Below are 16,791 nucleotides of genomic sequence, written 5' to 3'. Positions count from 1 at the left end.
TACGTACGAAATTCTACAATTTATCTTGTCGTAAACACATATCACTTAAATGTATTTCAGCCACCAATGATTATTTTCAGTCTTATATTTTCCGAACCATTGGCAAGGTTTGTAAAGCAGCGCAACAACAAAAATCCAAATTAAATAAATTGCCCAAAGATGTAAACCGCTTTCAATGCTTTTAGGTCTGCCAAAAGTTCCCGAAGCAAATTCCAGTTGAGACCAATTAAAGCCTTGTGCCAAAAGTATAAAAAGCGTTAGAATATGAATAACATAAAAGTGAACAACAAAATAAAATAAGGGCACTTTTCCGTAAACCATAGTTGCTTTTTTAACCGTATTATGAAATTGTTCTGCAAAAGCGAGCAGTAAAAACATAATGCCTAAAGTAACCAAACAGAATAGGAGAGAAGGTGGATATTTGGTTACATTCATAAATGATAAAAAGGTGAAAGTTGAGTCTTTTTGTGTAGTCCATAAAGCGGGATCACCATAAATATTTACCAATCGAATTACCGTAAATAAAGCTAAAGCACTCAAACCGATTTTTAAGAATAGTTTTTTTCTTTGTCCTTGTGCCAGTTCAAAGAATTTTCCCGCTGCAAAACCAACGAGCATAATTCCTAGCCACGGAATTGGCGGATAGCCCATAATAAATGCTTTTCCTGCAAACGGAAAAACAGCTGGTCCAAAGAGGGGAGTTAAGATGGTTTTTAAAACTGAATTTTCTGCAAATGGAATAATTGGCAGGAGATTATGGAAAAAGATAATTACAAGTCCCACAATGCCCAAAGTTTGAGAGCGGACTTTTAATAATAAACTCAAAACAACAAACCCAAAACCTATTGCGGCTATGACTTCAAATAAAAGGGTATGAAAACCAATATCGAAAAACAATCCAAAATTGACAACTGTAAATTCAAGCAGGATTAACCAAAAACCTCTTTTCAATAAAAGCTGTCTGGTTTCGGCAGCATTGTTTTTGTTTTGAAGTGAAAGATAGACCGAAGTTCCCGCCAAGAAAACAAAAATAGGCGCGCACAAATGTGTAATCCAGCGTGTACAAAACAACAAAGGAGAAGTCGTTGCCAAATCGGTTGGGCTTTGTGTAATCGAATCGACATGCAATAAATCCCGAACATGATCAAGAGCCATAATAATCATTACAATTCCGCGTACAATGTCTATCGAAGGATGTCGTTTCATGTTTTTGATTTTTAAATACTTAAGAGTAAAACTATGAATTATTTTTTAAGTTTTATCATCAATATTTTGACTTTAAAATTATTAAATGATAAAGTAAAATGAATTGCCTCCAGCTTTAGCGGGAGGTCACCTATAGCAAAAAAAAAATGGCTTTAGCCAAAATAAATTTATTCATTTGGTTAAAGCCTATTCTAGACTTACTATATGAACCTCCAGATAAAGCTGGAGGCAATTGAAAGGTTATTGCTTTCTAATTTTCACTTGATACACAATTTCCCAAAAAATAATAGAAAGAACCGCATTAGCAAAAATGGCCGTTTTAACCTGATATGGATCGTAATTTACAAGCAGATGCAGATTGGTAAACTGTAGAGCTAGGAACATAGCTAAAGCCGCAATCCCGACAGCGCAAAGTACGTTAAGCAAAGGTTTCCATTTTAGGGCAAAAAAAGCATAGATGAGATTTAAAACTCCAAAACCAACTCCTAAAACTACAAACGGATCGCCTTTTATTTTTTCGTTTAACGACAGTAAGAAAGGTGTCGAAGTAAGATATAAAAAGAATAAGATGGAGTAAAGAAGAATTCGTATTTGTGGTTTCATTTTGTGTTTTTTTATCAAGCAAAATTAAGCATTTAAAATGAAGCTGTGATTAGGATTTATTGTAAAAGAGCTTCGATCTTAGTTTCAGACTTTTCTTTTAGCGGACTATCTGCCTGTAAACTCCAAATAACTAGAAATTTTCCTTTGGCGAGATATTCTTCTGGATGTTCAGCTGTTGGTTCGCCTGCTTTTCCCCAAAGCAAACCTTGCAGGAATCGATCGCCTTTAAAAACATGATCAAATTCAAAATACATGATAGAACCGCGGTCTGCTTTGCTTTTAAAACTTTGAATAGCTTTACTTTTTACAGTTCCAACAATATTGCTGTAGGTTTCAATATCATTATAAAAATTGCAGGCTTGCGGCGTAATACAAATATTTCCGTCACTTACCATATAACCGCCTTTTGGAATTTCTTTTGGTTTTAGTTTTAAATCAGCAAGGGTTTGGCTGAATAAATTAGTTGTAAGTAGTAGGAGTAGGGTTGATAGGGTAATTGTAAGTTTCATTGATTTTTGGGGATTGATTTGGGAAGGCTAAAATAATATTTTTTATTTGAGTTTAATTAAGTAAATCGTTTGTAAAACTGTTCGCTGTCTTTTGTATCTATTACAATTGTTTTGGCGCATAAATCTCCTAACCTTTGATTATAAGTAGAGTTTTTTATTAGCAATATTCCCAATAGTCCGAAAAACCAAAAATCAAGAATATCAAATAAATGTCGCATAAAAGATTGGCCTAAAGTTAAACTTGTAGTTTTGCTATCTTTTATAGAAATAACTTGTAAATCAAACATCTGATTTCCCAGCGTTGCTCCAAATTTTACTTCAAATCCAACCATGTAGCCAAACCATATTAAAAAATTGAAGAATGCGGGAAATCCTTGTAATTCATATCCATTTCTGGTTTTTTCTCCAAAGTATAGAAACATAACGAGGACTACTCCAAACATTAACGAATAGTCAATTAATCCGGCAAGGATTCTTTTTTTAAGATTGGGTTTTGTGGCAATTTGTTCTGAGGTCATTTTTGGTTTTTTAGTTTACAAAAAAAGCACAAAATCATAAGATATTTGTGCTTTTGCAAAATTTTATTTTTGAAGGAATTATTTCCCTTTTAATAATTTTTCTAAATACTCAACTTTGTCTTTTTCAGCCTGAACCAAACGTTCGTAAAGTTCTATAACTTTATCAAGCGGATTGAAATTACAAATATTATTATGACCAAAATTGCTGTTTGAAACGGAATCATTAAATGTATTAAAATAATTAAATACATTTTCTTCAGAAAAACTTTCAATTGCTTCTACTGTAACGCCTAGCGCTTCTGCAATTTTCGTAAGTTTTGTTTCGTCGATAGTTTCGCTTCCTTCAATACCAGAAATTGCCTGCTGATTTGTACCAATTGCCTGCGCAAGCGCTTCCTGCTTCATACCTTTAAGCTCTCTGATTCGGCTGATATTTCTACCGATATGTCTTGGTTTTGTTGTTGCGCTCATATTTCAAAGGTATTTATTTTTTATGAATAGCAAATATATATTTTTTCAGACAGGAATTGATCTTTTGATTTTTTAAGGATTGTAGTTTAAATTTGGAAGTTAATCAATTTTTTCAAAAAATCTCCAACCGTATTCATTTAGGAAAATTTTAAAACCTCTTGGTTCAGGAACTTTAAAATACATTTTACCTTTAATTTTCTTGTATTTATTTTCATTTTCTAATTCATTTATTATTAGCTCAAATTTATCATTATTTTCTGAACTAATGATTTCGAAAGTGGATGCATCAAAAATAAGTTTGGAATTTTCATTTTCTCTAATGCTAATATTAAAATGATTATTCCTATTATAAAAATAGAATTCATAATCATCTAAATGTACGCAATCTGGAATCATAGGTTTTGATAAGTAAATCCCTGTAAAATCTTCTAGTTCTAACATTTTTTTAAATTTTTAAATTTTTTATGCAATAAAATCAGATGCTTTTTAGGCTCTCCATTGTTCTAGGATTGTCTCTCTTGTGGTCGGAAAGTTTCACTTGCTTGTTTATTCATCAGTAAGAAGCTCGCGCCAGATGGAAGAAGTTTTTAATTTTTATTATCACATTTTTCTAGCTCGACTTTTTTTTACTTCATATTCTTTAAGAGTGTCTATTTGTCTGAAAAAATCTTTTTTAGTTTGCTCATCATCAAAATTAAATAACTTCTTCAGTTGTAGTATTGAAAATAAGGAATTTTTTAATCCGTAAATCATAAACCCTCGACAAGTAACAAATACAGGGTCATCATAAACATCAAATGATTCAATAAAAGGATTATAGCGATTTTTTCTAGGATCACCATAATTCTTCTTTATTTCTAAATCTTCGGTTTTTAGCCCATCAAGTAATATAAAGCCATTTGTTGTGGCTTGGCAATTGATCATATGAAAGTTTTTAACATGTTCAATTTCTTCAATTATTGCTCCTAAAAACAAGCATGTAATTAATTGAACATTATAAAAGGAGCATCCATTTAAATTAGATCTACTCCAGTTTGCTCCCCAAGATCTCAAATTATTAAAAGTTGAATGGGAAAAATTTATACCATCAAAATTTACATGTGAAAGATCAAATTGATTTTTGTTTTCACTCATATTGATACCTTGGAATAAATCATTACCCCAGTGTGGGCATGAATCATTAAAAACATAATTAAAGCTTCGAATCATATCAAATAATTGATGAAAATTAATGTTGTAATGCCAGTTAAAAAGTAGTGGTTTTTCTGAATTGAAAGAATTAAATAGACGATTACCCACAAGTAGTGATATCCACTTATCAAAACCATACAATGCATTTGTCTTACTGTAATTGATAACTTCAAAAACTTCAGAATCGTACAAAGAAGTTTTGGCATTCCCTTGAATTGGTAAGTAGAAAGTTTTTGAGTTTAATATTAGTGCAGCATACTGAATAATTTTTTCAATCTCTTGATGGCCTATACACCATTCTTCTAGTGCCTCTTTAGGATATTCTATTTGATTTTCTCCTAACTTGTACTTATTAAACCAAGAGAAATGTAGATAATTTGAAAATAGTTTGTTATGTTTTCTAATGGATAATGAAGCCATTAAAGGAAAAAGTAGTTTTCTTTTTTCAATTATAACCAGATCTTTAGATTTGATAGAAGATTCCCTTAACAAATCCAAAAGTTCTTTAAAAAAAATAATAGCTTGTTCGGTAGGTTCTCCTATTGCTAATTTTGCACGAGCCTCTTCAATATCAGAATCTTCATCTAAAGAATATTTAATAAAAATTTTTAAATAATATTCCGCCAAAAGAATTTCAGCAAATGATTGATGTTGGAAATGAAGAATATTATTATTTTCCCCAAAATAAGAATGGGAAAGAAATTGTATTTCTGTAAATCCTTTACCTTTAAAATTTTCTATAACATCGCTATCGCTTTCACTTAAAATTTTCCCTTCTAATACGCGACATATATCTGCTTTTTTTAGCATTCCTTGTTTTCCTTTTTGTCTTTGGTATACCCATAAGGACGAAGTAGCATGTAATATATTTCTAAATTCAAATTCCTCTGAAAGATTTACTTGATAATCTGAGTCATGAATATGTTTTGCCTCTTTTGTAAGTAAATTTAAAAAAGAAAGATAAACACCTAATTTTCCAACTTTAATAAAGTCAACTTTGTTGATTATAAGTTGATATACCATATAAGCGAATATTGGTCTACGCAATTCACTTCGTGATAATGTTTCGTTTTTTATTAATTCTTGGTAAATATCTATTCTTTCATTTTTGTTTACAGCATTAACAATTTGTTTTGCTATACCGGTTGTGTTCAGATTTTTAATATGAGAATAGTTCACTAATGTTTCAAAAAGCCAATTGTTAAATTGTATTTTTTTAAAACCATGAATATTAAGGTAATGAGGAACGTCTCTTTTTTCTTTATTTTTAATGTTGAAAGGATTATGCTCTATTAGATGATTACTAAAGCCGTCGTCAAATGGACGAGAAGTAATAATTATACGGTTAGTTTTGTATTTTGATTTATTTATTTTTTGTATATTTTTGACTGAATTTATGACTTTATCAATAGATTTTTTGTTTAAATCTCCACTTTCATCTAAAGAGTCAATTAAAAAAAGGTATTTTTTTTTCTCAAAATATTCATCATCAATTTTAATGCTATAATTAGTTTCTAAAAAATCGCTTATCACACCTAATTTTGAATCAGTGGAATATTTCGAATAATTACGTAAATTAAAATAAATTGGAAAATACCCTTCGGATTTTTCTAAATACTGTTTTGCAAGTTTTGAAGCATAATGTCTCATAAATACAGATTTTCCTTTCCCAAAATCTGCAATGATAAATAATATGTCATCCAAATTATTATCAGGATTACGATTAAAAAAATCTGATATTAAATCTTCCACCGGTTTTAATTGATTTTCATATTCCTGATATTTTTCATCATCTATAGATGATTCAAAGCTATTACGAAAACTACTAACATTTTTCCAAGAGGCATAAGTTGTTTCATACTTTAAATTTTCATTTTCTTTAAAACCTATTTTTCCTAGCTGAATGGTTTCATATAAAAAATGCGCTTCATTATCTTTTAACCTATATAATGAAGTTTTTCTCAAATGTTCATCATAGTCACTACCAAATGTTTTCTGGATGGTTTGCTCTATGTTTTCATTAAAATGTTTAATAAATTTTTCAATATGAATAGAGTCAACTTCAAGATCTTGTAAAATACGCTTATAATTATTTTTGACATGTATAATAACAGGATGATAAAGAGGCTGAAAAATCAAGATTGCTTTTGTTGAATCAAAACTTTGTATTTCCTCCTTAATCACCTTGCTAATTATACCAAAAACTATTTCAGGAGAGAAGCTATTGTTTATATTTTCTTTAATTATATCTATTGAATCGTTCGCTTGTACTAAACTTGCTTTGATGTAAGTGTTAAATCCAAAATTTTCAAGTTTAGCCTCAGTTTTATTTTCAAAATATTTATCAATCAACGGTTGAGCAAGAATTTTAATAACGATAGCTGCAGTTCCATTTGCGTTTTCAAATATTTCTTGACTATTTTTATCAAAATTGTTCTTTACATAATCAAAGGAGTTTTTTATAAAATCTGGTAAAAGATTGGCAATGTTTTCAATCTGTTTTTTCATATAAAAATTTATTTAATTTTGGCAAATCTAAAAATAGTATTTTTTATTAATATTTTTCTTGTTTTACAAAATGTTATTCTAAAAAAAATCCCGCCTCAATTAAGAAACGGGACTTCTAGATATTCTCTTTTTTTTTATTTTAAACTGTTGCTGCAACTTCTTCTGGCAACGGAATTTGGTTTTTAAGTAAATCTTCAAAAGTTTCCGCTTGTCGAATCAAGATTCCTTTTCCGTCTTTCCAAAGAACTTCGGCTGGTTTGTATCTTGAGTTGTAGTTCGAAGACATTGAGAAACAGTATGCTCCAGCATTTCTGAAAGATAAAATGTCACCTTCAGTAATTTCTTGAATTCTACGGTTGTTTGCAAAAGTATCCGTTTCGCAAATGTATCCTACAACAGAGTAAAAACGCTCTTTTCCTTTTGGGTTTGAGATGTTTTCAATATGGTGTGAAGATCCATATAACATTGGGCGAATTAGGTGATTGAAACCACTGTCAACTCCAGCGAAAACTGTTGATGTTGTTTGTTTTACTACGTTTACTTTTACTAAGAAATGACCTGCTTCGCTCACCAAGAATTTTCCTGGTTCGAAAATCAAAGTTAAATCCCTGCCATATTCTGCACAGAAAGCATTGAATCTTTTAGATAATTTTTTACCTAATTCTTCGATGTCTGTTTCGATATCGTCTTTTTTGTAAGGAACTTTGAATCCGCTTCCGAAATCTAAGAATTCTAGATCTTTGAAGTTTTTCGCTGTATCGAACAAAATTTCAGCAGCATACAAGAATACTTCGATATCTAAAATATCAGATCCTGTGTGCATGTGAATTCCAACAATGCTCATTTTTGTGTTCTCAACAATTCGTAAGATATGAGGAATTTGGTGAACAGATATTCCGAATTTACTGTCGATATGTCCAACAGAGATGTTAGCATTTCCACCCGCCATTACGTGCGGATTGATACGAATACATACCGGAATCTGCGGATATTTTGTTCCGAATTGCTCCAGAATAGATAAGTTATCAATATTGATTTGTACACCCATTGCGGCAACTTCTTCGATTTCTTCTAGAGAAACTCCGTTTGGTGTAAAGAAAATTTTGTCAGGATCATAGCCAGCATGAAGTCCCAATAAAACTTCTTGAATTGATACAGTATCTAAACCAGACCCCATGTTCTTTAATAACTGAAGAATCGCAACGTTTGACAATGCCTTCATGGCATAATTAACTCTTAAGTTTTCTACCTTAGAGAAAGCTTTAGTTAACCTATTGTACTGAGATTGGATTTTTTCGGCATCATAAACATATAATGGACTTCCAAATTGGTCTGCTAACTGCAGTAAATCTTTTGCTTGCATTTTTAAATCATTTTGGGCAAAGTTATTACTCTTTTGTGTATCAGCAAATAAATTGTAGAAAAATAACAAATTGTAACAAATTGTTTGTTTTTAAACAAAAAGTTGCTGTTTCTGAAATTTTGTAACCTTTTTAAGAGCGCTAAGGTTCTGAGATGCTAAGATACTAAGTTTTTTTGCCACGAATTCACGAATTTAACTTATTCTTAAATGCTGTTGAAATTGTTTTTTGCCACAGATTAAATGGATTTCTTTTTGTTCTAATTTTTAAAAGAAGCCAAATGTTTGGATTTAGCCCCGATTGAGGCGGTATCCTCGCAGTGGAACGGAGAGATATAGCCGAAAGCGGGAACTATGTTTATTTAAATGCCAATTGTGATGCTCCAAAAAAACAAAACCCCTGAATGTAAATTCAAGGGTTTGTTAATAGTTATGTTGTTTATAGGAATAAAGATTTAATAAAATGCTAGAGAAAAAACTTAGTATCTTAGCATCTCAGAACCTTAGAGCCTTAAAAATTAAAGGCTAGGAAGATCTCCTTTTCCTTTAGTAGGCAAGTTTGTAGATCCCATAAGGAATAAATCTACCTCTCTTGCTGCTTCGCGACCTTCTGAAATAGCCCAGACGATTAATGATTGTCCTCTTCTCATATCACCAGCAGTGAAAATGTGAGGAACGTTTGTTTGATAGTTATGCGCTTTGTAATTGCTTCTTGCATCAGTTTCGATTCCTAACTGCTCGCTTAACGTTTTTTCTGGACCTGTAAATCCTAAGGCTAATAAAGCTAAATCACAAGGCCAGATTTTCTCAGAACCTTCTTTTTCGATTAATTCAGGTCTTTGTCCTGGAGTCATTTTCCATTGTACTTCAACCGTTTTTAATCCAGTTAATTCGCCTTTATCGTTAGAAATGAATTCTTTCGTATTGATTAGCCAGTTTCTGTCACAGCCTTCTTCGTGAGAAGAAGATGTTTTTAGCTGTAAAGGCCAGAAAGGCCAAGGAGTTGACTCGCTTCTTCCAACTGGAGGTTTTGGTAAAATCTCAAAGTTAGTAACCGATTTAGCTCCGTGTCTGTTTGAAGTTCCAATACAGTCAGAACCAGTATCTCCACCACCAATAACGATTACATCTTTACCGGTTGCTTTAATTTGATCTGGAATTGATTCTCCAAATAAAACTTTAGTTTGCTGCGTTAAGAAATCCATTGCCTGAACAACGCCTTTGCTTTCGATTCCTTTAGTTGGCAAGCTTCTTCTTTCTGTTGCTCCTCCGCATAAAACGATAGAATCAAATGCGTTTAATTCTTCTACGCTGAAGTTAACCCCAACGTTTACGTTTGTTTTGAAAGTGATTCCTTCTGCTTCAAGAATTACTACACGTCTGTCGATAATTTCTTTTTCTAATTTGAAATTCGGAATCCCGTAACGTAGTAAACCTCCAATAGCATTGTCTCTTTCAAAAACAGTAACGGTATGCCCCGCTCTGTTTAATTGCTGTGCAGCTGCTAATCCTGCAGGTCCAGAACCAATAACGGCAACTGTTTTACCAGTTCTTGTTTTTGGAGCTTGTGGTTTTATCCATCCTTCAGCAAAACCTCTTTCAACAATGTTTTTCTCGATGTTTTCGATAGATACAGGATCTTTAATGATTCCTAATACGCATGCTTTTTCGCATGGAGCAGGGCATAAGCGTCCTGTAAATTCTGGAAAGTTATTAGTAGACTGTAAAATCTCTAATGCACTCTGCCATTCTTCCTGATGTACCATATCGTTGAAGTCTGGAATTAAATTTCCTAACGGACAACCGCTGTGGCAAAAAGGAATACCACAATCCATACATCTTGAACCTTGTTCTTTTATTTTATCTTTTGCTAACGGAATAGTAAATTCGTTGTAGTTCGAAACACGTTCTGCTACTGCTAAATTACTTTCGTCGGCTCTATTATATTCTTTAAATCCGCCTATTTTACCCATGACATTTTAAATTAAATTCCAATTTCTTTAAATTCCAAATTCCAATCCTTCGACTTCGCTCAGGAAGACATTTTCATTGACATTGACATTGCCATTGGAATTTGGAATTTTATTTTTTGAAATTGATTTTTATCCAGCTATTAATTCTTCTATTTTTTTCTCTTCTGCAATTCGTTGTAATGCTTTTTTGTAATCAGTTGGCATTACTTTTACGAAGTGTTTTTGTTCATTTTCCCAGTCTGCTAAAATTCTTTTTGCTAATGGACTGCTTGTGTACAATGAATGATTTTTGATCAATCGTCTTAGTTTGGTAACGTCCTCTTCTTCCATCGGGTCGAATGCAACCATTTCCATGTTACATACTGTCGAATCGAATTTCTTATTTGGATCGTAAACATAAGCAACACCACCGCTCATACCAGCTGCGAAGTTTCTTCCTGTTTTTCCTAAAACTACCACTGTACCACCGGTCATGTATTCGCATCCGTGATCTCCAATTCCTTCAACAACTGCTGTTGCTCCAGAATTTCTCACACAAAAACGCTCACCGGCCATTCCATTAATATAAGCCTCTCCGGTAATAGCTCCGTAAAGGGCAACGTTTCCAATAATGATGTTATCTTCAGGTTTGAAGGTTGCAGTAGGAGGTACTTTTACAATTAGTTTTCCTCCAGAAAGACCTTTTCCTAAGTAATCATTACAGTTTCCGTGAATTTTAAACGACAATCCGTTTGTTGCAAAAGCACCAAAACTTTGTCCGGCAGAACCTTCAAAATCAACTAAAATAGTGTCTTCAGGTAAACCTTGTGCGCCATATATTTTTGAGATTTCGTTACTCAAAATAGCACCTACAGAACGGTCTGTATTTTTAATTTTAAAGGTTACTCTTGTTTTCTCTTTTCTATAGATTGACGGAATTGCTTCTTTTATGATGTCAAAATCCAATACGTTTTCAAGTTGGTGATCCTGAGTCGTTGTATTATGATTTGGCTCTGTTTTCGCTTTTTCCGGTTTGTATAGAATTGTAGACAAGTCTAAACCATTTGCTTTATAATGTTTGATGGCTTTGTTCACATTTAATTTTTGTGACTGGCCCACCATTTCTTTCAAAGTTCTGAAACCTAACTGCGCCATGATTTCTCTCAGCTCTTCAGCAATAAAATACATGAAGTTGATTACGTGCTCTGGAGTTCCTTTGAAATTTTTTCTCAATTCAGGATCCTGAGTGGCAATACCAACTGGACAAGTATTTAAGTGACAAGCTCTCATCATGATACATCCAGAAGCTACAAGCGGAGCCGTTGCAAATCCGAATTCTTCAGCACCTAATAATGCAGCGATAGCAACGTCGCGACCTGTTTTCAACTGTCCGTCACATTCTAAAACTACACGGCTTCTTAAATCGTTTAAGATTAAAGTCTGCTGCGCTTCGGCTAAACCAAGCTCCCACGGAATACCTGTGTGTTGTAAAGATGTTAATGGTGCAGCACCAGTTCCTCCGTCATAACCAGAAATTAAGATAACGTCAGCTTTTGCTTTGGCAACACCGGCAGCAATAGTTCCAACTCCAACCTCAGAAACTAATTTTACGTTTACACGCGCTTCACGATTAGCATTTTTCAAGTCATAAATCAACTGAGATAAATCCTCAATAGAATAAATATCGTGGTGAGGAGGAGGCGAAATCAAACCTACATAAGGTGTAGAGTTTCTCGTCTCAGCAATCCAAGGCACAACTTTTTCTCCAGGTAACTGTCCGCCTTCGCCAGGTTTCGCTCCCTGAGCCATTTTAATCTGGATTTCTTTAGCGTTTGTCAAATAGTTGATTGAAACACCAAAACGTCCCGAAGCAACTTGTTTAATTGCAGAGTTTCTAGAATCTCCGTTAATTTCTTTCTGGAAACGTCTTGGATCTTCTCCACCTTCTCCAGAATTACTTTTTCCTCCAATTCTGTTCATTGCAATTGCCAAGTTCTCATGTGCTTCTTGACTGATAGAACCGTAAGACATTGCTCCGGTTTTGAATTTCTTTACAATTTCTGTCCAAGGTTCTACTTCGTCAATAGAAATTGGATCTAAATTGTTGAATTCAAATAAACCTCTAATAGTCATTAAGTTTGAGCTTTGCTCGTTAACCGCATTAGAGTATTCTTTATAACTTTCTGGGCTGTTTAAACGAACCGCTTGTTGTAATTTAGAAATAGTAGTTGGGTTAAACATGTGTTTTTCACCACCACGTCTCCATCTGTAAATACCTCCGATTTCAAGAGAAAGCAAGTTTGCAATTTTTGAATTTGGGAAAGCTTTTTGGAAACGTTTCTTCACTTCTTTTTCTACTTCCATTAAACCAATTCCTTCAATTCTAGATGGAGTGTAAGGGAAGTATTTAGATGTAAATGTTTTGTTTAAACCTAAAATCTCGAAAATTTGGGCAGCTCTGTACGAATGTAAAGTAGAGATACCAATTTTGTTCATGATTTTTACGATACCTTTTGCAATTGCTTTATTGTAATTTACAATTGCATAATCAGCTTTTACACCTGTAATAAATCCTTGAGCAACTTGATCATAAATGATTTCGTTTACCATGTATGGATTGATCGCGCTTGCACCGTATCCAAACAATAAAGCAAAATGATGCGGTTCACGAGGCTCTGCAGATTCGATGATGATTCCGAATTTAGAACGAACTTGTAAAATGTTCAAAGAGTGATGAATGTATGAACAAGCCAATAGCATAGGAATTGGAGCTAATTCTTCGCTTACACCTCTATCTGATAAAATAATGATATTACATCCTTCAGAAACAGCTTTGTAAGTTGCCTGAACACATTTTTCTAGCGCACGCTCTAAACCGTTAACTCCTTTTTCTATTTTGTATAAAGTAGAAATAGTAGCCGATTTGAAATCTGGGTGATCAATGTTTCTAATTTTATCCAAATCCTCATTAGAAATAACTGGATTTTGGATTTTTAGTTTTTTACACTGCTTAGATTCAATTTCAAAAATATTAAAATCGCCGCCAACTGCTAAACTGATATCCGTAATAATTTCTTCACGAATACCATCCAAAGGCGGGTTAGTAACCTGAGCAAATAATTGTTTGAAATAGTTATACAACAATTGAGGCTGGTCTGACAATACTGCCAAAGGCGTATCGTTACCCATAGAACTGATTGCTTCAGCTCCTTGTCCTCCCATTGGGTTGATGATTGTTTTTAAATCTTCAATAGTATAACCAAATAACTTTTGTCTAGTTACGAAATCTAATTTCTCAACAGGAGTTGGGTTATTTGTGTATGGAATTTTAGCTAAAGGCAATAAGTTAGCATCTAACCATTCTTGGTAAGGACGTTTAGTTACAATTGCTTTTTTAACTTCTTCGTCTTCAATAATACGACCTTCGTTCATATCAACCAAGAACATTTTTCCTGGCTCTAAACGACCGTGCTGAATTACATCTTCTGGATCGATATCTAGTACACCAATTTCAGATGACATAATTACGAATCCGCTTTTTGTTAATGTATAACGAGAAGGACGCAATCCGTTTCTGTCTAATAAAGCTCCAATTACGTTACCATCTGTAAACGGAATAGAAGCAGGACCATCCCAAGGTTCCATAATACAAGCGTTGAACTCGTAAAATGCTCTTTTTTCTGGAGACATTGTCTGGTGTTTTTCCCAAGCTTCAGGAACAACCATCATCATTGCCTCAGGAAGAGAACGACCTGTCATTAATAAAAGTTCAACCACCATATCCATAGAAGCAGAATCTGATTTTCCTTCTAAGATAATTGGGAATAATTTTTTGATATCATCGCCAAAAACAGCACTCTGCATAAGCTCTTCACGAGCACGCATACGGCTAACGTTTCCACGAAGTGTGTTGATCTCACCATTATGACACATGTATCTAAACGGTTGAGCTAAGTCCCAAGAAGGGAATGTATTTGTAGAGAAACGCTGGTGTACAAGTGCTAAACGAGTCACCAAGTCTGGATCTTTCAAATCTATATAATAACGGCTGATGTCTTCCGGCATCAATAGACCTTTATATATTATAGTAGTTGTCGATAAACTAGTAAAATAAAACATGTGGCTTTCTGAGGTTTTAGATCCTCTTACGGCATGTTCAGCAATTTTTCTAGCTGCAAAAAGTTTTGCATTAAATTCTTGTTCAGTTAAGTTTTGTCCGTTTTTAGAAACGAAAACTTGTTTAACTGTTGGTTCTTTTTCTGCGGCGATTTGCCCTAAATTTTCAACGTCAACAGGTACATCTCTCCAACCTAAGATCTTTAAGTTTTGATCTTTAATAGTTGCTTCAAATGCATTAATACAAAAAGAAACCTGGTTTTTGCTTTTTGGTAAAAAAACCATTCCTACTGCATACTCACGCGCTTCTGGGATTTCAAAGTCACAAACTTTCTTAAAAAAATCATGAGGGATGTCGAATAAAATTCCGGCCCCGTCACCAGTTCGTCCATCAGAACTAACTGCACCACGATGTTCCAATTTAATTAAGATGTCTAATGCTTTGTGAATGATATCATTTGACTTAATACCATTCAAATTACAAATAAATCCTGCACCACAATTGTCGTGTTCAAATTCAGGCAGATAAAGCCCTTGTTCTTTAACTCTCATTCTTGATATTTTTTCTACAAAAATAAAGATTTCGTTAAACATAATGTATTGAAATTATGTATTCGCTTTCATTTTTATAGTAATATTAGAAAAAGGGTTCTTAAATGATAATATTATTATATAAACGATTGCGAATTATCAAAATCATAATTGACAATAAAATATATTAAGAAAAATCGTCTCTAAGGTATTGAATTCAGTGAAGTTTTTGTTAAATATCAAACGTTTTAGCGGTTTTGTGTTAACATTAACAAAGTGTTTCGTTAACTATTTGTTTGCTTTTAAAAAGTTTCAACGTTTAATACCTATGGGTAACATTTATTTAATTGAAAAAGATTTTACTATTAAGTTGTATTTTGTTACTTTTGTCGCACTTTTATTCTGAAATAAATTCAGAACCAGACAAATTCTATATTATGAACATACACGAATATCAAGGAAAAGAAATTTTAGCGAGTTACGGAGTACGCGTACAACGCGGAATTGTGGCTAACAATGCGGTTGAAGCTGTAGCTGCTGCAAAACAATTAACTGCCGAAACTGGTACAGGATGGCATGTAATAAAAGCGCAAATTCACGCAGGTGGTCGTGGAAAAGGTGGTGGAGTTAAGCTGGCAAAAAACTTACAACAAGTTGAAGAGTTAGCAGAACAAATCATCGGAATGCAATTGATCACGCCTCAGACTCCGCCTGAAGGTAAAAAAGTAAACAAAATATTAGTTGCAGAAGATGTTTACTATCCAGGTGAAAGCGAAACTTCTGAATTTTATGTTTCTGTTTTATTGAATAGAGGTACAGGACGCAACATGATTATGTATTCTACTGAAGGTGGAATGGATATCGAAGAAGTTGCTGAGCACACGCCGCACTTAATCTTTACTGAAGAAATCGATCCAGCTGTTGGATTACAAGGTTTCCAAGCTAGAAGAGTTGCTTTCAACTTAGGTCTTTCTGGAAATGCTTTCAAAGAAATGGTGAAATTCATCGATGCATTATACAATGCTTACATTGGTTCTGATGCTTCTATGTTTGAAATCAACCCAGTTTTAAAAACTTCTGATAACAAAATCTTAGCTGTTGATGCTAAAGTAAATATCGACGATAACGCTTTATACAGACAACCTAAATATGCTGAAATGAGAGATATCCGTGAGGAGAATCCAATTGAAGTTGAAGCTAAAGAAGTTGGTCTAAACTATGTTGACCTTGACGGTACTGTAGGATGCATGGTAAACGGTGCTGGTCTTGCAATGGCAACTATGGACTTAATTAAATACGCTGGTTTTGAGCCTGCTAACTTCCTTGACGTTGGTGGAACTGCTGATGCTAAACGTGTTGAAACAGCTTTCAGAATTATCTTGAAAGATCCAAACGTAAAAGCTATTTTGATTAACATCTTCGGAGGAATCGTTCGTTGTGACCGTGTTGCTCAAGGTGTTGTTGATGCTTACAAAAACATGGGAGACGCTATCAATGTGCCAATTATCGTTCGTTTGCAAGGAACAAATGCTGAAATTGCAAAAGAATTAATTGACAACTCTGGTATGCCAATCTTATCTGCAGTTCAATTCCAAGAAGCTGCTGACCAAGTTAAAGCTGCACTTTCTTAATCAAATAAGAAATCAATTTATATAGAAAATCCCTTCGATATTCGGAGGGATTTTTTTTGTGGGCAATTTAACCGCAAAGAGCGCAAAGTTTTTTATTTATAGGATTTAATATAACCGCAAAGTTCGAAAAGCTTTATCAATAAAAACTTTGCGAACTTAGCGTAAATCCTTGTGCCCTTTGCTGTTAAACTTTAA

At 33.5% G+C, this 16,791-nt stretch carries 11 protein-coding genes; 1 reads left to right on the top strand and 10 read right to left on the bottom strand.

Translation table 11 applies throughout. From position 1 onward, the window contains the following. Positions 1-45: 45 nt before the first annotated feature. The 10 genes from ASE40_RS20325 to gltB form a co-directional block, all read right to left on the bottom strand. Complete coding sequence (locus tag ASE40_RS20325) at positions 46-1,206, bottom strand: DUF1624 domain-containing protein (protein ID WP_057119249.1); 1,161 nt, start codon at positions 1,204-1,206, stop codon at positions 46-48. A gap of 240 nt (positions 1,207-1,446) precedes the next feature. Beyond that, complete coding sequence (locus ASE40_RS20320) at positions 1,447-1,809, bottom strand: hypothetical protein (protein WP_057119247.1); 363 nt, start codon at positions 1,807-1,809, stop codon at positions 1,447-1,449. Between the two features lie 56 nt (positions 1,810-1,865). Continuing rightward, the gene (locus tag ASE40_RS20315; RefSeq protein WP_057119244.1) at positions 1,866-2,318 is read right to left on the bottom strand and encodes a hypothetical protein; all 453 of its coding nucleotides are present in this window, start codon (positions 2,316-2,318) and stop codon (positions 1,866-1,868) included. A gap of 56 nt (positions 2,319-2,374) precedes the next feature. Further along, entirely contained in the window at positions 2,375-2,836 is a 462-nt protein-coding gene (locus ASE40_RS20310; protein WP_057119242.1) for an RDD family protein, read from the bottom strand. A gap of 78 nt (positions 2,837-2,914) precedes the next feature. Next, positions 2,915-3,307, bottom strand: a complete 393-nt coding sequence (locus ASE40_RS20305; protein ID WP_057119240.1) for a helix-turn-helix domain-containing protein — start codon at positions 3,305-3,307, stop codon at positions 2,915-2,917. Between the two features lie 99 nt (positions 3,308-3,406). Continuing rightward, entirely contained in the window at positions 3,407-3,748 is a 342-nt protein-coding gene (locus tag ASE40_RS20300; protein ID WP_057119238.1) for a hypothetical protein, read from the bottom strand. A 159-nt stretch (positions 3,749-3,907) separates the two neighbouring features. Beyond that, complete coding sequence (locus ASE40_RS20295) at positions 3,908-7,006, bottom strand: NACHT domain-containing protein (protein WP_057119236.1); 3,099 nt, start codon at positions 7,004-7,006, stop codon at positions 3,908-3,910. Positions 7,007-7,145: 139 nt separating this feature from the next. Next, on the bottom strand, positions 7,146-8,369 hold the full coding sequence (gene lysA / locus ASE40_RS20290; protein ID WP_057119875.1) for a diaminopimelate decarboxylase: 1,224 nt from the start codon (positions 8,367-8,369) through the stop codon (positions 7,146-7,148). A 515-nt stretch (positions 8,370-8,884) separates the two neighbouring features. Then, positions 8,885-10,339: a glutamate synthase subunit beta gene (locus ASE40_RS20285; protein ID WP_057119234.1), complete on the bottom strand. Its 1,455-nt coding sequence runs from the start codon at positions 10,337-10,339 to the stop codon at positions 8,885-8,887. Between the two features lie 129 nt (positions 10,340-10,468). Continuing rightward, the gene (gene gltB / locus ASE40_RS20280; protein ID WP_057119232.1) at positions 10,469-14,986 is read right to left on the bottom strand and encodes a glutamate synthase large subunit; all 4,518 of its coding nucleotides are present in this window, start codon (positions 14,984-14,986) and stop codon (positions 10,469-10,471) included. A gap of 416 nt (positions 14,987-15,402) precedes the next feature. Here gltB and sucC point away from each other — a divergent pair, with 416 nt between their 5' ends. After that, complete coding sequence (sucC, locus tag ASE40_RS20275; protein ID WP_057119874.1) at positions 15,403-16,596, top strand: ADP-forming succinate--CoA ligase subunit beta; 1,194 nt, start codon at positions 15,403-15,405, stop codon at positions 16,594-16,596. Positions 16,597-16,791: the final 195 nt, after the last annotated feature.

The organism is Flavobacterium sp. Root935 (assembly GCF_001429295.1).
Taxonomy (GTDB): Bacteria; Bacteroidota; Bacteroidia; order Flavobacteriales; family Flavobacteriaceae; genus Flavobacterium.
This window is presented reverse-complemented; position numbering and strand designations above follow the sequence as displayed.

Coding starts and splice junctions, on each gene's coding strand:
- ASE40_RS20325 (WP_057119249.1), bottom strand. CDS start 1,206: ATGAAACGACATCCTTCGATAGACATTGTACGCGGAATTGTAATGATT.
- ASE40_RS20320 (WP_057119247.1), bottom strand. CDS start 1,809: ATGAAACCACAAATACGAATTCTTCTTTACTCCATCTTATTCTTTTTA.
- ASE40_RS20315 (WP_057119244.1), bottom strand. CDS start 2,318: ATGAAACTTACAATTACCCTATCAACCCTACTCCTACTACTTACAACT.
- ASE40_RS20310 (WP_057119242.1), bottom strand. CDS start 2,836: ATGACCTCAGAACAAATTGCCACAAAACCCAATCTTAAAAAAAGAATC.
- ASE40_RS20305 (WP_057119240.1), bottom strand. CDS start 3,307: ATGAGCGCAACAACAAAACCAAGACATATCGGTAGAAATATCAGCCGA.
- ASE40_RS20300 (WP_057119238.1), bottom strand. CDS start 3,748: ATGTTAGAACTAGAAGATTTTACAGGGATTTACTTATCAAAACCTATG.
- ASE40_RS20295 (WP_057119236.1), bottom strand. CDS start 7,006: ATGAAAAAACAGATTGAAAACATTGCCAATCTTTTACCAGATTTTATA.
- lysA (WP_057119875.1), bottom strand. CDS start 8,369: ATGCAAGCAAAAGATTTACTGCAGTTAGCAGACCAATTTGGAAGTCCA.
- ASE40_RS20285 (WP_057119234.1), bottom strand. CDS start 10,339: ATGGGTAAAATAGGCGGATTTAAAGAATATAATAGAGCCGACGAAAGT.
- gltB (WP_057119232.1), bottom strand. CDS start 14,986: ATGAGAGTTAAAGAACAAGGGCTTTATCTGCCTGAATTTGAACACGAC.
- sucC (WP_057119874.1), top strand. CDS start 15,403: ATGAACATACACGAATATCAAGGAAAAGAAATTTTAGCGAGTTACGGA.